The 16,867-nt window shown below is 48.6% G+C and carries 19 protein-coding genes and 1 riboswitch; of the genes, 9 read left to right on the top strand and 10 right to left on the bottom strand.

Annotation, left to right across the window (positions count from 1 at the left end):
• Positions 1-31: 31 nt before the first annotated feature.
• Genes LC084_RS19345 through LC084_RS19335 form a run of 3 tightly spaced genes read left to right on the top strand, consistent with a single transcriptional unit; the run spans position 32 to position 2,055 of the window.
• Positions 32-553 carry a hypothetical protein gene (locus tag LC084_RS19345; protein ID WP_404808765.1) on the top strand — a complete coding sequence of 174 codons (522 nt, stop codon included), beginning with the start codon at positions 32-34 and terminating at the stop codon, positions 551-553.
• Entirely contained in the window at positions 550-1,080 is a 531-nt protein-coding gene (locus LC084_RS19340; protein ID WP_226572984.1) for a DUF3833 domain-containing protein, read from the top strand. The genes LC084_RS19345 and LC084_RS19340 overlap by 4 nt, the downstream gene beginning before the upstream one ends.
• A gap of 15 nt (positions 1,081-1,095) precedes the next feature.
• Entirely contained in the window at positions 1,096-2,055 is a 960-nt protein-coding gene (locus tag LC084_RS19335; protein ID WP_226572982.1) for a YbgA family protein, read from the top strand.
• Positions 2,056-2,159: 104 nt separating this feature from the next.
• On the opposite strand, the gene LC084_RS19330 is transcribed toward LC084_RS19335, so the two are convergent.
• The 7 genes from LC084_RS19330 to LC084_RS19300 all read right to left on the bottom strand — a co-directional run bounded on the left by LC084_RS19330 (position 2,160) and on the right by LC084_RS19300 (position 7,794).
• Positions 2,160-2,426, bottom strand: a complete 267-nt coding sequence (locus tag LC084_RS19330; protein WP_226572981.1) for an HPr family phosphocarrier protein — start codon at positions 2,424-2,426, stop codon at positions 2,160-2,162.
• An 11-nt stretch (positions 2,427-2,437) separates the two neighbouring features.
• Positions 2,438-3,298, bottom strand: coding sequence for a class II aldolase (locus LC084_RS19325; RefSeq protein WP_226572980.1), 861 nt, complete (start codon positions 3,296-3,298; stop codon positions 2,438-2,440).
• A 65-nt stretch (positions 3,299-3,363) separates the two neighbouring features.
• Positions 3,364-4,845 (bottom strand): FGGY-family carbohydrate kinase, encoded by a 1,482-nt coding sequence (locus tag LC084_RS19320; protein WP_226572979.1) that lies wholly within the window; start codon positions 4,843-4,845, stop codon positions 3,364-3,366.
• Positions 4,838-6,196, bottom strand: coding sequence for a PTS galactitol transporter subunit IIC (locus tag LC084_RS19315; protein WP_226572978.1), 1,359 nt, complete (start codon positions 6,194-6,196; stop codon positions 4,838-4,840). Before LC084_RS19315 ends, LC084_RS19320 begins: the two co-directional genes overlap by 8 nt.
• A gap of 78 nt (positions 6,197-6,274) precedes the next feature.
• Positions 6,275-6,562: a PTS sugar transporter subunit IIB gene (locus tag LC084_RS19310; protein WP_226572974.1), complete on the bottom strand. Its 288-nt coding sequence runs from the start codon at positions 6,560-6,562 to the stop codon at positions 6,275-6,277.
• Positions 6,559-7,032 carry a PTS sugar transporter subunit IIA gene (locus LC084_RS19305; protein WP_226572973.1) on the bottom strand — a complete coding sequence of 158 codons (474 nt, stop codon included), beginning with the start codon at positions 7,030-7,032 and terminating at the stop codon, positions 6,559-6,561. Before LC084_RS19305 ends, LC084_RS19310 begins: the two co-directional genes overlap by 4 nt.
• Before the next feature lie 15 nt (positions 7,033-7,047).
• Positions 7,048-7,794: a GntR family transcriptional regulator gene (locus tag LC084_RS19300; protein WP_226572971.1), complete on the bottom strand. Its 747-nt coding sequence runs from the start codon at positions 7,792-7,794 to the stop codon at positions 7,048-7,050.
• A gap of 349 nt (positions 7,795-8,143) precedes the next feature.
• A riboswitch (Fluoride riboswitch) is annotated at positions 8,144-8,214 on the top strand.
• 85 nt (positions 8,215-8,299) lie between these two features.
• Between LC084_RS19300 and LC084_RS19295 the strand changes: the two genes are divergently transcribed.
• Genes LC084_RS19295 through eno form a run of 3 tightly spaced genes read left to right on the top strand, consistent with a single transcriptional unit; the run spans position 8,300 to position 10,951 of the window.
• On the top strand, positions 8,300-9,208 hold the full coding sequence (locus tag LC084_RS19295) for a manganese-dependent inorganic pyrophosphatase (protein WP_226572970.1): 909 nt from the start codon (positions 8,300-8,302) through the stop codon (positions 9,206-9,208).
• On the top strand, positions 9,205-9,633 hold the full coding sequence (locus tag LC084_RS19290) for a universal stress protein (protein ID WP_226572969.1): 429 nt from the start codon (positions 9,205-9,207) through the stop codon (positions 9,631-9,633). Before LC084_RS19295 ends, LC084_RS19290 begins: the two co-directional genes overlap by 4 nt.
• 25 nt (positions 9,634-9,658) lie before the next feature.
• Complete coding sequence (gene eno, locus LC084_RS19285) at positions 9,659-10,951, top strand: phosphopyruvate hydratase (RefSeq protein WP_226572968.1); 1,293 nt, start codon at positions 9,659-9,661, stop codon at positions 10,949-10,951.
• A gap of 51 nt (positions 10,952-11,002) precedes the next feature.
• Here eno and dsbG read toward each other — a convergent pair whose 3' ends face one another.
• Entirely contained in the window at positions 11,003-11,764 is a 762-nt protein-coding gene (gene dsbG, locus LC084_RS19280; protein ID WP_226572967.1) for a thiol:disulfide interchange protein DsbG, read from the bottom strand.
• Between the two features lie 211 nt (positions 11,765-11,975).
• Here dsbG and LC084_RS19275 point away from each other — a divergent pair, with 211 nt between their 5' ends.
• Positions 11,976-12,185, top strand: coding sequence for a YdgH/BhsA/McbA-like domain containing protein (locus LC084_RS19275; protein ID WP_226572965.1), 210 nt, complete (start codon positions 11,976-11,978; stop codon positions 12,183-12,185).
• Positions 12,186-12,280: 95 nt separating this feature from the next.
• On the opposite strand, the gene LC084_RS19270 is transcribed toward LC084_RS19275, so the two are convergent.
• Positions 12,281-12,733 (bottom strand): YaiI/YqxD family protein, encoded by a 453-nt coding sequence (locus LC084_RS19270; protein WP_226572963.1) that lies wholly within the window; start codon positions 12,731-12,733, stop codon positions 12,281-12,283.
• Between the two features lie 844 nt (positions 12,734-13,577).
• On the opposite strand from LC084_RS19270, the gene LC084_RS19265 reads away from it, so the two are divergent.
• Positions 13,578-13,886: a fimbrial protein gene (locus LC084_RS19265; RefSeq protein WP_152552567.1), complete on the top strand. Its 309-nt coding sequence runs from the start codon at positions 13,578-13,580 to the stop codon at positions 13,884-13,886.
• 277 nt (positions 13,887-14,163) lie between these two features.
• Here LC084_RS19265 and LC084_RS19260 read toward each other — a convergent pair whose 3' ends face one another.
• Complete coding sequence (locus LC084_RS19260) at positions 14,164-15,816, bottom strand: putative bifunctional diguanylate cyclase/phosphodiesterase (RefSeq protein ID WP_226572962.1); 1,653 nt, start codon at positions 15,814-15,816, stop codon at positions 14,164-14,166.
• A gap of 595 nt (positions 15,817-16,411) precedes the next feature.
• Between LC084_RS19260 and LC084_RS19255 the strand changes: the two genes are divergently transcribed.
• Positions 16,412-16,765: a hypothetical protein gene (locus LC084_RS19255; RefSeq protein ID WP_226572961.1), complete on the top strand. Its 354-nt coding sequence runs from the start codon at positions 16,412-16,414 to the stop codon at positions 16,763-16,765.
• Positions 16,766-16,867: the final 102 nt, after the last annotated feature.

Below are 16,867 nucleotides of genomic sequence, written 5' to 3'. Positions count from 1 at the left end.
CCAGTGCAAGAGACACAACCGGCTGAATACGCTGGCCTGTGTTATGGCATTGCTGGCAAGCCTGCTGATGCCCGTGGTCACCCAGGCCGCAGACTGGCTGCGCTGGCGCAACGTTGGCGCGGCTACGTTCACCTGGGGGCCGTTTACGCTGTACCACGCCCGGTTACTGTCACCGGATGGCCGCTATAACGGCCTGAGCAGCGACCTGGCACTGGTTATCACTTACCAGCGTGCAATTAACCATACCGATCTGGTGGATGCCACCCGCGACCAGTGGCAAGACTTAGGCATTCTCCAGGAAACACCCCAAAGCACAATGTGGCTCCAGGCACTGGAACAACTGTGGCCTGATGTCACCCCCGGCAGCCAGTTGGCGTTTGTTACCACACAACACCAGGGGCAATTCTGGTATCGCCCTGGTTCAGCCTCCCCTTTTTCACCGCTGGGGCCACAGCAATCTTCCCTGTTCAGCGAACGCTTTCTGGCAATCTGGCTGGACCCACGCACCGCTTACCCCAACTTAAGACAGCAATTAATGGGAGAAAAACCATGACACTCCTTAAACGTGCCGCGCTGGCATTATTTGCTCTGCTGACCGGTTGCAGTACCACCCTGAATGATTACCAGGGCACACAGCCCCCACTGGATATTTTCAGCTATTTCAGTGGGCAAACCGAAGCCTGGGGAATGGTACAGGACCGCAGCGGTAAACAACTGCGCCGTTTCCATGTAGAAATCACCGGCCAGGTGACTGGCGAGACGCTCACTCTTAATGAACACTTTGTGTATGACGACGGCGAGAAGCAACAACGTATCTGGCACATTCGCCGTACCGGCACAAACCAGTACACCGGCACGGCAAACGACATTGAAGGTGTTGCCGTTGGGCAGGCGGTGGGAAATGCCTTTAACTGGCACTATAAAATGAATGTTACGTCGAAAGGGAAAACCTGGTTACTCAGCTTCGACGACTGGATGTACCTGCAGGATGACCGGCATTTGTTTAACAAAACGACTCTGACCAAGTTCGGCTTCACCGCCGCAACAGTCACGCTGTTTTTTACTAAAAAAGCGCCATAAAACAAGGAATATACGATGAACAGCAAACCTGTAATTGGTATCAGTGCCTGCCTCACCGGTGACACCGTGCGCTTTGATGGCGGCCATAAACGGATGCCCTTCGTGATGGATGAACTGGCAAACTGGGTAACATTCCGCCCGGTTTGCCCGGAAATGGCCGTTGGCCTTCCTTCGCCCCGCCCGGCGCTTCGCCTGGTGAACACGACTGACAACGGTATCCGCCTGCGCTTCAGCAATGAACCACATGAAGACATTACTGACAAAATGCAGGCATTTTCCGATAACTACGTGAACAATATCGGCACGTTAAGTGGTTTTATTGTCTGCGCCAAATCCCCCAGTTGCGGTATGGAACGGGTACGCCTGTACGACGAAGCAAACCAGCGCGGCAAAAAAGCGGGCACCGGTATCTTCACCGCCACACTGATGGCCCGTTACCCCTGGCTGCCAGTTGAAGAAGATGGCCGCCTGCACGACCCTATGCTCCGAGAGAATTTCGTGCTGCGTATTTATGCCCTGCATGAACTCAACCAGGTGTACGCCACTGGCCTGACTCGCCAGAGCCTGCTTGAATTCCACAGCCGCTATAAACTGCTGTTACTGGCGCACCACCAGCCTGGGTATCGCGAGCTGGGGCGTTTTGTTGCCCATTTGCACGAATGGGACGATCTCGGGGCCTTTTTTACTGCCTACCGTGAGAAATTAATGGCGTTATTGAGCCACCCGGCCACACGGCGCAACCACACCAATGTGCTGATGCATATTCAGGGCTATTTCCGCAAACAGCTCAATGCCCGCCAGAGGGCAGAGCTGAGAAACGTGATTATTGAATACCGCAGCGGGCAACTGCCGATTCTTGCGCCACTGACTTTGTTGCAGCATTACCTGGCCGAATACCCGGACGACTATTTATCTACCCAGAAGTATTTCGCCCCGTACCCTGCACCACTGCGCCTGCGGTTGCCTGAATCGTAAACACCAGAACCGCAAGGCAGGGCGCAGCACAAAACCGGCAGCAAAGAATACCTTGGTTATCTTCTTTGCTGCTAAGGTCATTGCCTGATATTCATTCGGTACGATTAATGCTCGCCAAACCCTTCGCCAAATGCCCGAGTGAGTTCGCTCATAAATGCCTGCTCATCCTGCCCATCGCAAATCAGGTCAATCATTGTATTTCCTTTCACCCCAGCCCCCAGAATACTCATCATCCCTTTAACCGGAATTTCCCGCCCATTATTTACTAAAACGAGTGATGCCTGATATTTTTTGACGATTTTAGCAAGAGTTGCTGCGGGCCTGGCGTGCAACCCTGTACTATTTATTACGCGGACAGATTGTTTAATCACGTTAAACCTCCTTACGATGCTTTGCGTAATGCCGGATGCAATTTATTCATCATTAAAATTTTTGCGTAAACATCGTCTTCTACGGCTTGTTTGGCATGAGACATAACCCGAGCAAGATTAGCCTCATTATTATTTTCCACCCAAGCTTTGCCGACCGTGGTAATAAAAGCTTTACGCAAATCACTGGCGATATTCACTTTAACGACATTGTAATTAACAAAGCTGCGTAGAATATCGGCATCAATACCAGAGCCGCCATGGATAACTAACGGCACAGGAGATACTGCAGCAATACGCTGTAATAACGGAATATCTATACGAGGTATATCATCCAGCCCGTGCACATTACCAATAGAAACCGCCAACATATCGCAACCTGTTTCTTCCACAAAACGTCTGACCTTTTCTGGCTCCGTTTTGCAGTCAGCCTCACTGACATGGTCATCCTCTTTACCCAAAATCGCACCCAGTTCAGCTTCAACGGGTACACCGAAGGATTTACAAAAATCCACTGCTTCCTGAGTAAATGCAATATTGTCTTCAAAGGGCAGCGCTGCGCCATCAATCATCACTGAAGTGAATCCCGCTCTGACTGCTTGTTTGACATCATCCAGTGTTTTCCCGTGATCCAAATGCAGGCTGACTGGTACATCCATTTTATCGGCATGGCGCTTCACAATTTCATAAATATAACTATACCCCGACAATTGCGCATTAGTTGGCGCAATCTGGATGAAATTCGGTAGTCCGGAACGCTCTATTGCATTCAAAATAGAGATTGTCGTTTCCAGATTAGTTGTGTTAAATGCCCCCGCCAGCACATGTTTTTCCTGAATACGGTCGAGCAAAATCTTACCATTAACTAAAGGCATATTGACTCCTGATATTTTGGCAATATAAATGGATAATAATGGCGTTCACTATGTCCTGATATTTATCAATCAGGCGAAATACCCTCCTGTAATAATTTAAACCGACAAAATTCATTCCACTGCTGGCGATATATTTTCAATTGGCTCACACGAGTTGCATCTGGCATATACCTGGCTGCAACAGGTACAGTGGGTAAATATAGTTCGGGACGGGCAATTAATAACGCGCCAACAGATACCGATTCATCAAAAGCAATAGCCTCGACGGTACACTGCAACGTATCTGCTTTTAACTGCAACCAGAAAGGGTTATTCACCGCCGGGCCAATGACTTTGACTGTACTGTTGGTGGGTACACAAAAGCACTCATAACACTGAGCAAGCTCCATCACCAGGCCTATAAAGACGCTCTCAACTAACGTTATCACTGGCAATGAATCTGTGAGCCCAAAAAGTAACCCGCGCGTGTGGCGATTTTTATTGGGCGAACCAGAACCACGCAAGTGTGGAATAAATACCGGTACTGAATCCGCTGACCATGAGGATTGCTGATAGCGTTCCCAGGCCTGTTTTAGCGCTGTATCAATTTCTTCCTCTGTTAAGCGAAATGTTTTTCTTAACCATTCCAGTGCATACCCGCCAACCGGTAACGACGCAAATAACGTATACAACTCACCATCTGAATAACAACCATTCGCCAGGTCATCTCGCTCTGCGAGTTCACCCAGCGCCGGTTGCGCCCTGAGCACCAAAATCCCCTCAGTCGTGCCTGTTGAATTGAGCACTTCACCGGGTTTCATCTGCAAAGCTCGTGCACCAACCATATGGTCATGCCCGGCCAGAGTGACAGAGATGTCTCCCTCAATGCCCAACTGGCTACAGATTGCAGATGTCACTTGCCCACCAGGTTCACCTGCCCGGATAAGTGGGGCAAAGGCTTCAAAAGGCACCCCCAGAATACTGGCGGCCTCCCTGGACCAATTTTTGGACGAAACATCCAGGCACAACGTGCGGCTGGCAAGCGTAATATCAGTCTTTCTTTGCCCGGTCAGGCGCCAGAGCAGCACTTCCGGCATATGCAGCCAACAGATATCTTTCCGGCCCCGTAATGGGTAGTTGTCTAACAACCAACGAATTTTGAAGGCTGAATAATTACTGTGGGGCGGCAGGCCAGTTATTTCATAAAGCCGCCGGTTTTCTGCCGGGCTTAGCGTGCCCAGATACGCTTCGCCACGACGGTCATACCAGGCGAGCATTGGCGTTAAAATGTTGCCAGCATCATCAATAAACACCCCCGATTCACCAAAGCTTGCAATACTGATATTTGTCACCGGGTAAGGCGATGTGGCAGCCAATTCCGCCATCACACACAGTAATGCCTGCCACAGCGCTTCAAAATCGAAATCAACCTCGCCCCTTTCAGACACAAACTTGGGTGTCGGAAACTTGCGAACATCCAGAACTGAGGCGTCATGACAAGAATAACAGCTGACTTTACAGTTGGTTGTACCAATATCGATGACAAGCGCTGCGTTATAATCAGGCATAGACCGTTCCTTTTGTCAGGCGAAACACGCCATAAATCACCAGAGCCACAACTGGAATCAGGCCAATGGCAATGATATTGCCGTTGAATATTTCCAGTAGCCAGAAGCGGAAAGGGTTGCCGCCATCGAGGAAACTGGAAACCTGCCCGCTGGAGCCTTCTGCGAATTTAAAGTTAACGTCTTTTGCCATCCCGGTAATAAAAGGGGCAATTTTTGAGGCAATCCATAAATCTGCCACTATGACCGGTATAGCGGTAATTACTGCACGGAATATATTTCCACGGCAGGCCAGTACAATCATGGAAGCCATAACTGCAAGGTTCGCCAGGTCACCCAAGGGTAGAACTTTGTTACCCGGCAGAATAAAGGCAATAAAGACAGAAATAGGGGTCAAAATTAATGCTGTAGAAATAATCGCCGGGTTACCTACTGCGACAGCAATGTCCAGCCCGATATACAAATCATCACGATCAGGATATTTCGTGTTCAGGTATTTTTTGATGGCTTCAGATAAAGGCAGTAACCCTTCCATCAGAATACGCACCATGCGCGGGAGAATAAACATCACGCCGCCAATGCTGATACCCAGTAGCAGAATATGTTTAAAATCATACCCGGCAATAACACCCAACAGTAATCCCAGGATCGTCCCTACCATCATCGGTTCGCCGCAGATCCCGAGTTTTTTCTGCACACTCTCCGGATCAATGTGGATACGGTTCAGGCCTGGGATATTCTCAATGATCTTGTCAAACAACAAACCAATGGGAAAAAACACCACAGAAGATAATGTTGGCAGTGAAATACCTTCCAGACCAAAATATTTAGCTACCAGTGGTGCTGACCAGTCAGCCAGTTTCAGAACCACAATGGCTGCCACCGCTGCGGCAATCAGCCCCAGCACAAAACTACCTGTGCTGTAGTAAACCAGAGTACCGGCCAGCGCGAAATGCCAGTAGTTCCACATATCAACATCGACTGTCCGGGTTTTATTCAACGCCAGCATCGCAACATTAATCAGAATGGTTAACGGAATAACAAAGGGAGCAACAGGAGACCCCCAAGTGATCGCCGCCAGTGGTGGCCAGCCAAGGTCAACAACAGGCAGGCTGATACCCGTTCTTTCAACCATCGCCTGAGCGGCCGGGCCAACATTGCTGGTAAGAATGTCGAAAATGGCATAAATACCCACAAAACCAATACCGACAATTAATGATGAACGCAGTGCTTTTCCTGGTTTTACTTTAAAACACAGCGCCAGAATAAACAGAACGAGTGGCAATAATACTGTTGGCCCAAACCCCAGTATATATTGCACTACAGTATACAGAGTATGTGCTAATTCATTCATATCAGCTCTCTCTTTCAGACACAGCCAGACCTCGCCTTAGCGCCTGGGAATATTAACTGAAAATTATATTTATGATGATCAAGCCTGTTCTTTAAGAATGGATATAATTCTCTCGAGTACCTTCTCCTCACCTACACCGGTAATAATTGGTAATCCATTCACTACAGGAATATCCAGTTCATAAGGCACTTTAGTCGTAGACACCACAACGGTCACACCTTCCGTATTATTAGGTAGTGACGCAACGTTCGTTTGCGAATAACTGGGGTTAAAGCCATGCTCTTTACAATACTCCATGACTTTTTCAGTTACCGCGGTTGATGTCGCGATACCCGTGGCACAAACAAATAATATCATCTGGCTCATAACTCACCTCTTTCAGTCATTTTGTTGTGAATAGATTGATAAATTTCATCATCATTCATGACCAGCAACTTCTGCATGAATTCACTATCCTGGATAACATCCATAATCCAGCCCAATACATTAAGCTGTTTGTTACTTTCACCCAGTGCCAGCATAAAAATCACTCTTACTGGCACGGGCTCTGGTTCGCCCCCCATATCTTCAAACATCACAGGCTCTGGTAATATGCCAACACTAATAGCATTGTGGCGCACATGCTTGTGGTCAGTATGGGGGATTGCCACACCAACAGGTTCAACCGGTAGCCCTGTGGGGAAATTATTCTCACGAGCCAGTACATGGTCAGCAAAATCGGTGACGACCATGCCATCATTAATCAGCGGGCTGGCCAGTTTTTTAATAATATCTTCCTGGCTTAAGCCCTTCTGAATATGTCGAACATAATGACGGCGAAAATTAATATCCTGCATAATCCCCTCGTTGCGTTATTTACCATCACGGCGTTGCAAAATAGTCCCAAGATAATATTTATTACCCTTCAGCCATACATTACCAAACTCAACTGGTAGCCCTCTGGAAAAGAAAACCAATTGTTCCAAATGTAATACCGGAGCATCTTCACTAATATCCAGATAGTTCCCACGCTCGTTACCAATTAATCTGGCTGCATAGCGACTTTCAGAAAATTTAATCTTATTACCAGATAACCTTTCGATAGTTGGGAACAGATTCTCTTTGGTAAAATCAATATCTGTTATCCCCGGACACAGCTCAATATTAATTCTGTTCTCAATCAGCATTACTTTTTCATCGCCGATTGACCGCAGGCGTTCAAGAAAGAGCACATCCTGCCCTGGTTTAATTTTCAGTTTTTCTGCCACATGGCGGTTGGCAGGCTCAAGCCGGGCAGTAATAACACTGGTGGTGAATTTGATTTTCTGGCTTTCCAGCGCTTCAGCGAATGACAATAATCCTTCACCAAGGGGGTAAGCCACATTCTCTTTCTTCACAAAAGTGCCTTTCCCCTGCACCTGCACCAACACGCCTTCTTTTACCAGCTGCTCAACCGCTTTTTTTACCGTTCCCCGGCTAACTTCCAGCATATCCATTATCTGGAATTCAGAAGGAATGCGGTCATCCTCAACTAACTCTCCGCTATAGATACTTTCCCTGATCCACTCGATCACTTGCTGATAAAGCGGGATTTGTGAACTCTTACTTAACGTTTTCATGGCGCGCACCTGAACATTCAGAGTTGTCTATGGACAATCATGTACAACTTGAGCTTTATCATATGAAAATAATCAGGAGGGCAACTTCGAAGGGGTCACATTTTCAGGGCGCTATTTCGGATCATATTTTTGTGATTTATCTCACATTAAATCATTGCTATTTATAAGGCCTATTAGATTAATTTAATAAAATACAGTGAGTTGATAAAATCCTGAACAAAACTTGGTTTTGTTGCTGTCAGATTTGCCCTGGTACCCAAGGGAATACACTTATTTTTCCTTTTAACACCCCGTAACAGATTCCCCCTGGTTACGGGGTTGCAAAAATTCGGCATGAGACCCACACTGCAAAATACAAGGTGATGGCGTTCCACCTTATCCAACCGCCCTATTTTGGGGGCTGATGACGCCTGGCGTAACTCTTATTTCCACAAGAGGTATGTCAGGCTGGTCTTTATTTCCTGCTTTCCCCGCCCGGCATACTTCCTGATTTCAGGAACTCATTATGATACAGGTTGTTGGCCACCTTAATCCCGATAGCGATGCCATATGCAGCGCGTGGGTGACCGCCAAATGGCTGGCACGGCAAGGGCGTAAAGCCCAGGCCTGGCGCGCCGGGGCACTGAACCGCGAAACACAGTTTATTTTCGACCGGGCTGGGCTGGAGCCGCCGCCATTGCTTGATATTTCACTGGAAAATCAGGCTGTCTGGTTGGTGGATTTCACAGAGTTGGCACAAGGCCCAGAAACGTTGAGCGGCAGCAATATCATCGGAATTGTTGACCACCACCGCCTGGGTGGGCTGGTGACATCGCTTCCCCCGGAAGTGTGGATTAAACCCGTAGGCAGCACTGCTACTGTGTTGTGGCAGATAATGTTGCCTGAGCAGCGCCAGGCGTTAACCTCCGCAGAATGCACACTCTTGTTGGGTGCGATTTTCAGCGATACCGTGGCGTTACGCTCGCCAACCACCACCCAGGATGACCGCAATGCGGCAGAGGTGCTTAACCTGCGCGCCGGTGTGGACACACAGCAATTTGCCAAAGAATTGCTGCGGGCCAAAACCGATATTGCGGGGCTGGACGCAGAAACACTGTTACGCAAAGACCTTAAGCGCTTTGACTTCTCAAGCACCCAAGTCTGGGTTGCCCAACTGGAGCTGGCGGATATCGACCAGGCTACCCCGTTGCTACCCGCTCTTCGGGCCGAAATGGCCCGTCTGCAATCAAGCCAGCATGCCGACCTGGTGGTACTGATGCTTACCGATATCAGCCAGCCAGCATCCTGCCTCCACTTTGTAGGCTCCGCCTTACCTGGCGCGAAACCTTGCACCATTCCAGGCATGCTTAGCAGGAAAAAACAACTGCTTCCCTGGCTGGAAAATCAACTCACGCTATCTGGAGGAAAACTATGACTGGATATAACCACGTAGTGGTACTGATCCATGGCAAAGAAGATGGAATACCGCTGCTGAACCATGCACTGGTACTGGCCAGTGAATGGCAACTAAAAGTGACGGTTGCTCACCTGAGCGATGACTACCGTGAGCTGAATTTTGTCTCCGACAGCATGATGGACGACACAGTTTCACAGGAGGTTATCGGCGCGAAAGCCATGTTCAGCGAAATATTCAGTGAACTCGATAACACAGCGGCAGTAGATATAGACACCTGTGAACTGGTGACGCTGGGCATAAAAGATTTGCAGGCTTGCCTCTCCCGGCAGGGTGCGGACCTGGTTATTGCCGGGCACCGTAATCGTTTTTTAGGGCTGCTGACATCCCACTCAATGACCTATATCAACCAACTAAATGTCGACGTTCTTATCCGGCATCTGTAAGTCAAACTGACTACGAGGAAAGATTATGAGTACAACAATTGAGAAAGTTATCGCACGTGAAATTCTCGACTCACGGGGTAACCCAACAGTGGAAGTTGAGGCATTCAGCAGCGAAGGCCTGATGGCACGCGCTTCCGTACCTTCCGGAGCCAGCACCGGCTCCAGGGAAGCCATTGAACGCCGCGATGGCGATAAAACCCGTTACAACGGCAAAGGCGTGTTGGGTGCCGTGGCTTCCGTGAATAACGAAATCAATGCAGCCCTGGCTGGCCTGCAGGTTTGCGATCAACGCCTGGTGGATAACACCTTGCTGGCACTGGATGGCAGCGACAATAAAAGCAAACTGGGTGCGAATGCGATTTTAGGGGTTTCCCTGGCCGTTGCCCGCCTGGGCGCACTTTCCACCCGCCAGCCATTGTTCCGCTACCTGGGGGGTGCCCGTGCCAATCTGTTGCCAGTGCCTTGCATGAATATCATTAATGGCGGGGTGCATGCCCGTAACCAGGGGGCAGATTTCCAGGAGTTTATGATTGCGCCTCTTGGCGCACCAAGTCTTACCGAGGCCGTGCGCCAGGGGAGCGAAGTTTACCAGGCTCTGCGCCAAATATTGCTGGATAACAACCTGTCTGCCGCGGTGGGTGATGAAGGTGGGTTTGCACCAGCCGTTTCTTCGAACCGTCAGCCACTGGAACTGATTGTGCAGGCAATCGAAAAAGCGGGCTATCGCCCCGGTGAAGATATCAGTATTTGTATGGATCCGGCATCCAGCGAATTTTATGCCGATGGGAAATATCACCTGCGTACTGAACACAGTGCGCTTACCGCCGCAGAAATGACAGATTACTACGCTGAATTGCTGGGGCAGTTCCCCATTGTATTACTGGAAGATGGCCTGGCTGAAGATGACTGGAGCGGCTGGCAACACCTGAACGCCCGCCTTGGCAAACAGATAGAACTGGTGGGCGATGACCTGTTCGTCACCAACGTGAAATACATTCAGCGCGGTATAGAAGAAAATGTGGCGAATGCCGCACTGATTAAGCTCAACCAAATTGGTTCGCTCAGTGAAACCTTTGATGCTGTTGCACTTTGCCAGCAACATGGTTGGGGGACATTCATCTCCCACCGTAGCGGGGAAACTGCCGACAGCTTTATTGCTGATATGACTGTGGCGCTGCGTGCCGGCCACCTGAAAACAGGTGCTCCGTGCCGTGGTGAACGTGTGGAAAAATACAACCAGTTGATGCGTATTGAGCAAATGCTGGGTGAGGCTGCACAGTTTGCCGGGCCGAAAGCCTTTGTGCGCCACGGTGCCTGATTAGCATAACCGGCAAGCTACCCCACTCCTGGGTGTAGCTTGCCAGCCTGGTTACTTCGGTCCAAACATTGCCGCCATTTGTTGGTCATCCGGCATCCCCACCACTTGTTGTAATACGTTATCCTGGTTGAGGTAATAAATAGCGGGTGTTGCGTTCGCGCCTGCTTCATCCATCAATTGCTGGTTAAGCTGCAATTCCTGTACGGTACTGTGCGGCGTCTTTTCTACCAGTGCAGGCGGTTTTTTCCCACCGGATTGTTCCCAGCTATCCCAGGCTTTTGCCGGGTCAGATGCATTAAGAATAGCCGCGGCATAGCGCCCACTTTGCGGGTTAAGTACCGCCACCAGGCGGGTATAAATCTGTACTTTCCCGGCATCCACCCAGGGTTGTGCTGCGGCATGAAAGCGCATGCAATAAGGGCAGAATGGGTCGGCGAACACCACCAGTTTGCGTGGCGCATCATCCCGGCCAGATTTAATAACCGGGCCTTGTACCATTTTCTTCCACAGTGCGCGGCCCTGGGGAATATACAGTTCCTGCTTAAATAATTCCTCACTCAGGTTTTTGCCATTTTCGTCATACAGATACCCGGAAATTGCATGCTTGCCGTCAGGTGTCAGATAAATGGTGACGCCCACGCCCTGATATTGCCCCAGCCAGCCTTGCATACCGCCAGGCCCTTTGATTTTCTTGATAATCGTAATGCCCTGGCTGGCAATATGCGCCACCGCCGGGGGTAAGGGTTCATCGGCCTGCGCCTGCATTGCACTGAATAACACCAGGCAGGCAGCGATGCCTGTTATTTTTTTCATGAAAACCTCTCAGGGAAAGGGCACAAGGGTACTGTTCCCGGCACACACAGCATAGCAGTGTGCTTATTTTTAGCGCCGCCACATTATCATTCAAAATATTAGAAAGAGATGAACAAATTGTTCAGCTTTTTATCAATGCATGACGGGTCTATGATTTATCACATCAAGGCAACACGCCTTACTAACAAACAAATCATTAAGGAATACGACCATGAAATCTATCAAAACTTTCGTTGCAGTTGCCGCTCTTTCTGTTATGTCTTTCGGTGCTTTCGCACAAACCGTAAGTGCAACAGCATCCACTTTAGATGGCGCAGAAGCACAAATCGCCGCTCAGGCAAAACAGGCTGGTGCTGATTACCACATCACCGAAGCCTATGCCGGTAACCAGGTTCATATGACTGCAGAACTGAGCAAATAAGTTATTCCGGGCGCGGCAGGGGCCACCCTGCTGCCCGCCCTGTTTCCCGCCAGTCGCTTTTGGTTAGCTCTACGCTTACCGTCTTTCCCCACCCATCAACGTGCTCTTTCCCGCAACCAGCGTTCAAGTTCACTGGCAAACTGCTGCCGGTCTTTCTGGTTCAGTGCCGCCGGGCCACCTGTTTGAATACCGCTGGCACGCAATGTATCCATAAAATCACGTATTGTAAGGCGTTCACGAATCGTCTCTTCGGTGTAACGTTCGCCGCGCGGAGTTACCACCCAGGCGTTTTTCGCCAAAACCTCTGCGGCCAGGGGAATATCGCTGGTAATCACCAGGTCACCATCCTCGACCAGGCGCACAATCTCGTTATCTGCCACATCAAAACCACTGGCGACCCGCATGGTGCGAATAAACCGTGAAGGGGGAACCCGCAACATCTGGTTTGCCACCAGAGTTAAGGGAACCTGCGCTCGCTCTGCGGCACGAAACAGCACTTCTTTAATCACATTGGGACACGCATCTGCATCCACCCATATAGCCGACATTTTGTTTCCTCTGGCGGATTCCGGTAATCACCCCATCATAACGTGCTTTAGTGCATCCTCCTATGAACCAGGGCTTTCATTCACTGAATGACCATGCCAGTCATTAGCCATACTGAAACGCATATTAATAATAAATAAATTACGCCGATATTTATTGATAGTTTCTCTTAAGCAAATACCAGTTATAGATAGCCACTATTTATTCAACATCTTCTTTTATAGACATTTTATTTTCATTTTTTTCATGTATATTAATTTTGCATTCGCAATGAATTTAATACTCAGTATTTCTGAGTCGTCATTATTTTGTCACTCGTTCGTCATGCAGCTTGTTTAGAGTAGGCTTGTTTATACCTGTAACCCAGGAAAACAAGGCTCTCACGGCCACAGAAATCGTGGGTTACACGCAAAGGATGCGAATAAAACGAGGTTATTCCTTCGTTTGACTACATTTTATTTTTTTACACTGGGATATACACGGTTGGTTCTGTGCACATAGCTTCGCCGTTTTTATTGACTGGCGAAAGATTACCACTACTGTCGATAATAAATATGAGCATAAACAACACGCAGGAAAAAACGACCGATAATAATCCGGTTTACCGCTCAGGCAAGCATATGCTTTGGGCTATGGTTGTTTTTTTACTTATTGCACTGGGGTTAAAGCTAATTAGCTAATTTTTCCCACACGCTGGCCCCACCGCTGGCGTGGTCTTTTTGTTAATACTGCACAGCCAAAAATGCAGAAATAGCCCACAAAAAAACCTTTATTCTTCGCAACAGCTTTTCACCCACTGCATACACTCAAAGTGACTGACGCCATGCGTCGCTAACCGAGGTATCCATGATGAAACGCATAATACCTGTGGTGCTGAGCTCAGCACTTCTGTTTTCCCCTTGTTTACTTGCCTCACAACCCCAGGGCGGAACCATCACGTTTCGCGGAAGTATCGTGAACCCGTCATGCAATCTCGAAAACTCATCTGTAGAAAGATCCGTAAACCTGCGTTGTGCAGATAACACCCACAAAGTTCAGCAAACTTTTTCCATGCATGATCAAACATGGCGGCCCACGCTGTCGCCACTGGTGAAGGCGATTTCTTACCAGCAGGCCGCAGAAAATGTGTATTTAGTGACAGTGGAGTATAACTAAATCCTGTTTCCATCCAGAGAAGGGCATATTAATAAGCGGGCTGAAAGCCCGTTCAGATTGATGAAAAAGAAGGGAAAAGCGTGGTTTTTCCTTCTTTTTGGTGAGCAGCCGAAAATCAATGAATTGATTTTCCTGGTTTTTTATTGGGTGACATCCTCTCATTTTGTGCGGACATGAGGTTTGTCAACAGACTCAAACGGGCTGAAGGCCCGTTATTCTGCACCACAGGGAGCATCACGCCCCCTGTTAAATGTGACCGCTAAAAAACTTATTCCAGTTACACCACCACTTCAATCCGCGGCTGGCTGCTCATCAACCAGACAGCAAGGGCAGATGCATTAAGTGGGCGGGAATATAAATACCCCTGAGCGATATCGCATTGCAGCTCACACAACTGGCTGCGCTGCTGCTCAGTTTCCACCCCTTCCGCTACCACCGTTTGTTGCAGGCTCTGGCCGATTTTAACTACTGTCGTGGCAATGGCTTTCATTTTGCTGCCATCATTTAAATCACGCATAAAACTTTGGTCGATTTTCAGTTCCGTCATTGGCAAGTGCGCCAGGCGAGACAGGCAAGAGAAGCCGGTACCAAAGTCGTCCATCGACAGGCCCACACCCAGCTCGCGAACCGCGCAAATCACTTCCATGGTTTCCGGGCGCTTGTCCATCATCACCCCCTCGGTGATTTCAATGGTCAGGCAATCTGGTGGAATACGGAACTGGCGCAACAGGTAGCCAATGTATTGCGGCAGGCTGCTGTTATAAAAGTTAATTGGCGACAAATTCACAGACACCACAGGCACCATGATTTTGTTATTACGCCACTCCGCCATCTGGCGGCAAGCTTCATGGAGTGTCCAGCGGCCAATCGCTTCAATTTCGCCCGTCTCTTCTGCCAGCGCGATAAATTTTCCTGGGGGAATATCGCCCAACACAGGGTCGGTCCAGCGGGCCAGCGCTTCCACGCCATAAAGCTCACCATTTTTCAGCCACACTTGTGGCTGGTAATGCAGGTGCAGATGATTACCGGCAATCGCCAGTTTCAGTGCCGCAGCCAGTTTCAGCCGCTCCTGGTCCACCTGGTTCATTTCACTGTGGAAGAACATATAGCCGCCGGAAGCCGCCGCTTTAGCCTGGTGAGATGCATGGTTAGCCTGTTTGAGCAGCATATCCCGCTCGACGCCATGTTCAGGGTACAGGCTCACACCGGTACTGACGGTAACGTTAAGAGCCATATCGGCCACATTAAATGGAATGCGGAACAATGCCTGGATTTTCTGCGCAACCGCAGTTGCTCTGGCAACATCGCAATCCGGCATAACCATCACAAAGGAGTCGCTGTCGGCGTGGCTGACAAATGCCTGGCGTGAAAACTCAGTACTCAGGCGGCGGGCAATTTCAGCCAGCACCTGGTCGCCAGCCGCATAGCCAAGCGCGTCATTTACATCCTTAAAATGATCCAAATCGAGGAAAAACAGCGCTGCACGCGCGTGTTCATCTCCGGCAATCAGGGTATCAATATACTGATGCAGTGCGCGGCGTTTTGGCAGACCGGTCAGATGATCGAAATTAGAAAGCTGAGTGATTTTTTCCTGGTCGACATGCACAACTATCATGCACGGCGCTTCATTCCCTGACCCACCTGCATAACTTATCGTTGCACTTAACGCATTTTCCTCACCCGTTGCAGTAATCACCGTCAACTGTGTTGTCTGCTGAGATTCCGTTGTTTGTTCTGGTGTATAAAATAACGGGATCTCTGCCGCCCGGCGGCCAAATACGGTAACGCCAGGGTAGCCCCAAAGCTTCTCTGCTGCACGATTGAAGAAAATAACTGTTTGCGAACTGTCTAATAGCACAACAGCATCATGAACATGCTCTAACGCAGCAAGCATATTCTGAGAGCCGAAAACCTCATTATCAGAATGCATATTTATTTTTCTTAGATGAAAAGATCGGCTTCATGCTAATAGAAAGCGATCGGTTGTTCAATATCCCAACAACATTATATTGGTAAAGATCATTACTTATAGATTGTATCAATATATCCATTTTTATTTATTGATAAAGAGATACTCATGCCTGCCGATAACTCTCTATGGATTGTGAACGAAGTATGAATTTTTTTGTTATTTATTATCTATCAACTACTCTTATTTATAGTCTTCCTCGTAATAACTTTTTTGTCTTTGCCAGTGCCACATGAGGCCTGGCGGGCAACTCCTCCCAGTATTCATAGAGAAAGTTTTAATTATTCATAGACAGATCAAATAAATCATTTTTGATTTATCGATACACTCACTTGACCTGTACCTGCCTCACACACAGTATATAAGGAAATTCTCAATTCGTCGGATATGAACAAATTTCATTACTTTTTTATTGAATAAATAATGAAAAGGTAATGCTACCGCTCGCAGTACACAGGCGGGTAAGAAAGAAGACGAAAACCACACAACGTTCTTTATATTAGGGCCAGACACGATTATGTATGACGATCTCAGTTCTTTGACAGCAAAGCTGCAAATGTCCGGCGTTGCCTTCCAGCAAATGGATGATGTCCAGACCGATGACACAGAAGAAGATGTAACCGTAACTCATGAATCCACTCCGGTCACTCATAGCACAGCGCCTGATAATGTTAAATCTATCAACCGTCTGGAGAGTACTAATTTGAATAACGCAGCGCCTGTCAGCAAAGCAAAACATAAACTGGCCGAACTCCAGGCTGCACCGGTAACACCCGTGCACAGCAGCCGGGGCAACTCCCTGGCTTCCGGTATTATGGATAGCGTTGCCCAAATGACCCGACCAGCAACCAGCGCACGCGAAGAAAACCCGGTACGTCTGGATATCTTATTCGCCGTCATAGGCAAATAACAGAACATATCATATTTAGCAATATCGGCTTAACAGCCAGAATATAACCAGGCCAGTATCATTTATACCGGCTATTGATTTGCATGCTTGTCTGATTTCATC

Origin of the sequence: Mangrovibacter yixingensis, from assembly GCF_020523985.1 — a bacterium.
Taxonomy (GTDB): Bacteria; Pseudomonadota; Gammaproteobacteria; order Enterobacterales; family Enterobacteriaceae; genus Mangrovibacter; species Mangrovibacter yixingensis.
Note: the sequence above shows the minus strand (reverse complement) of the source record. Positions and strands in the feature narration are given on the sequence as shown.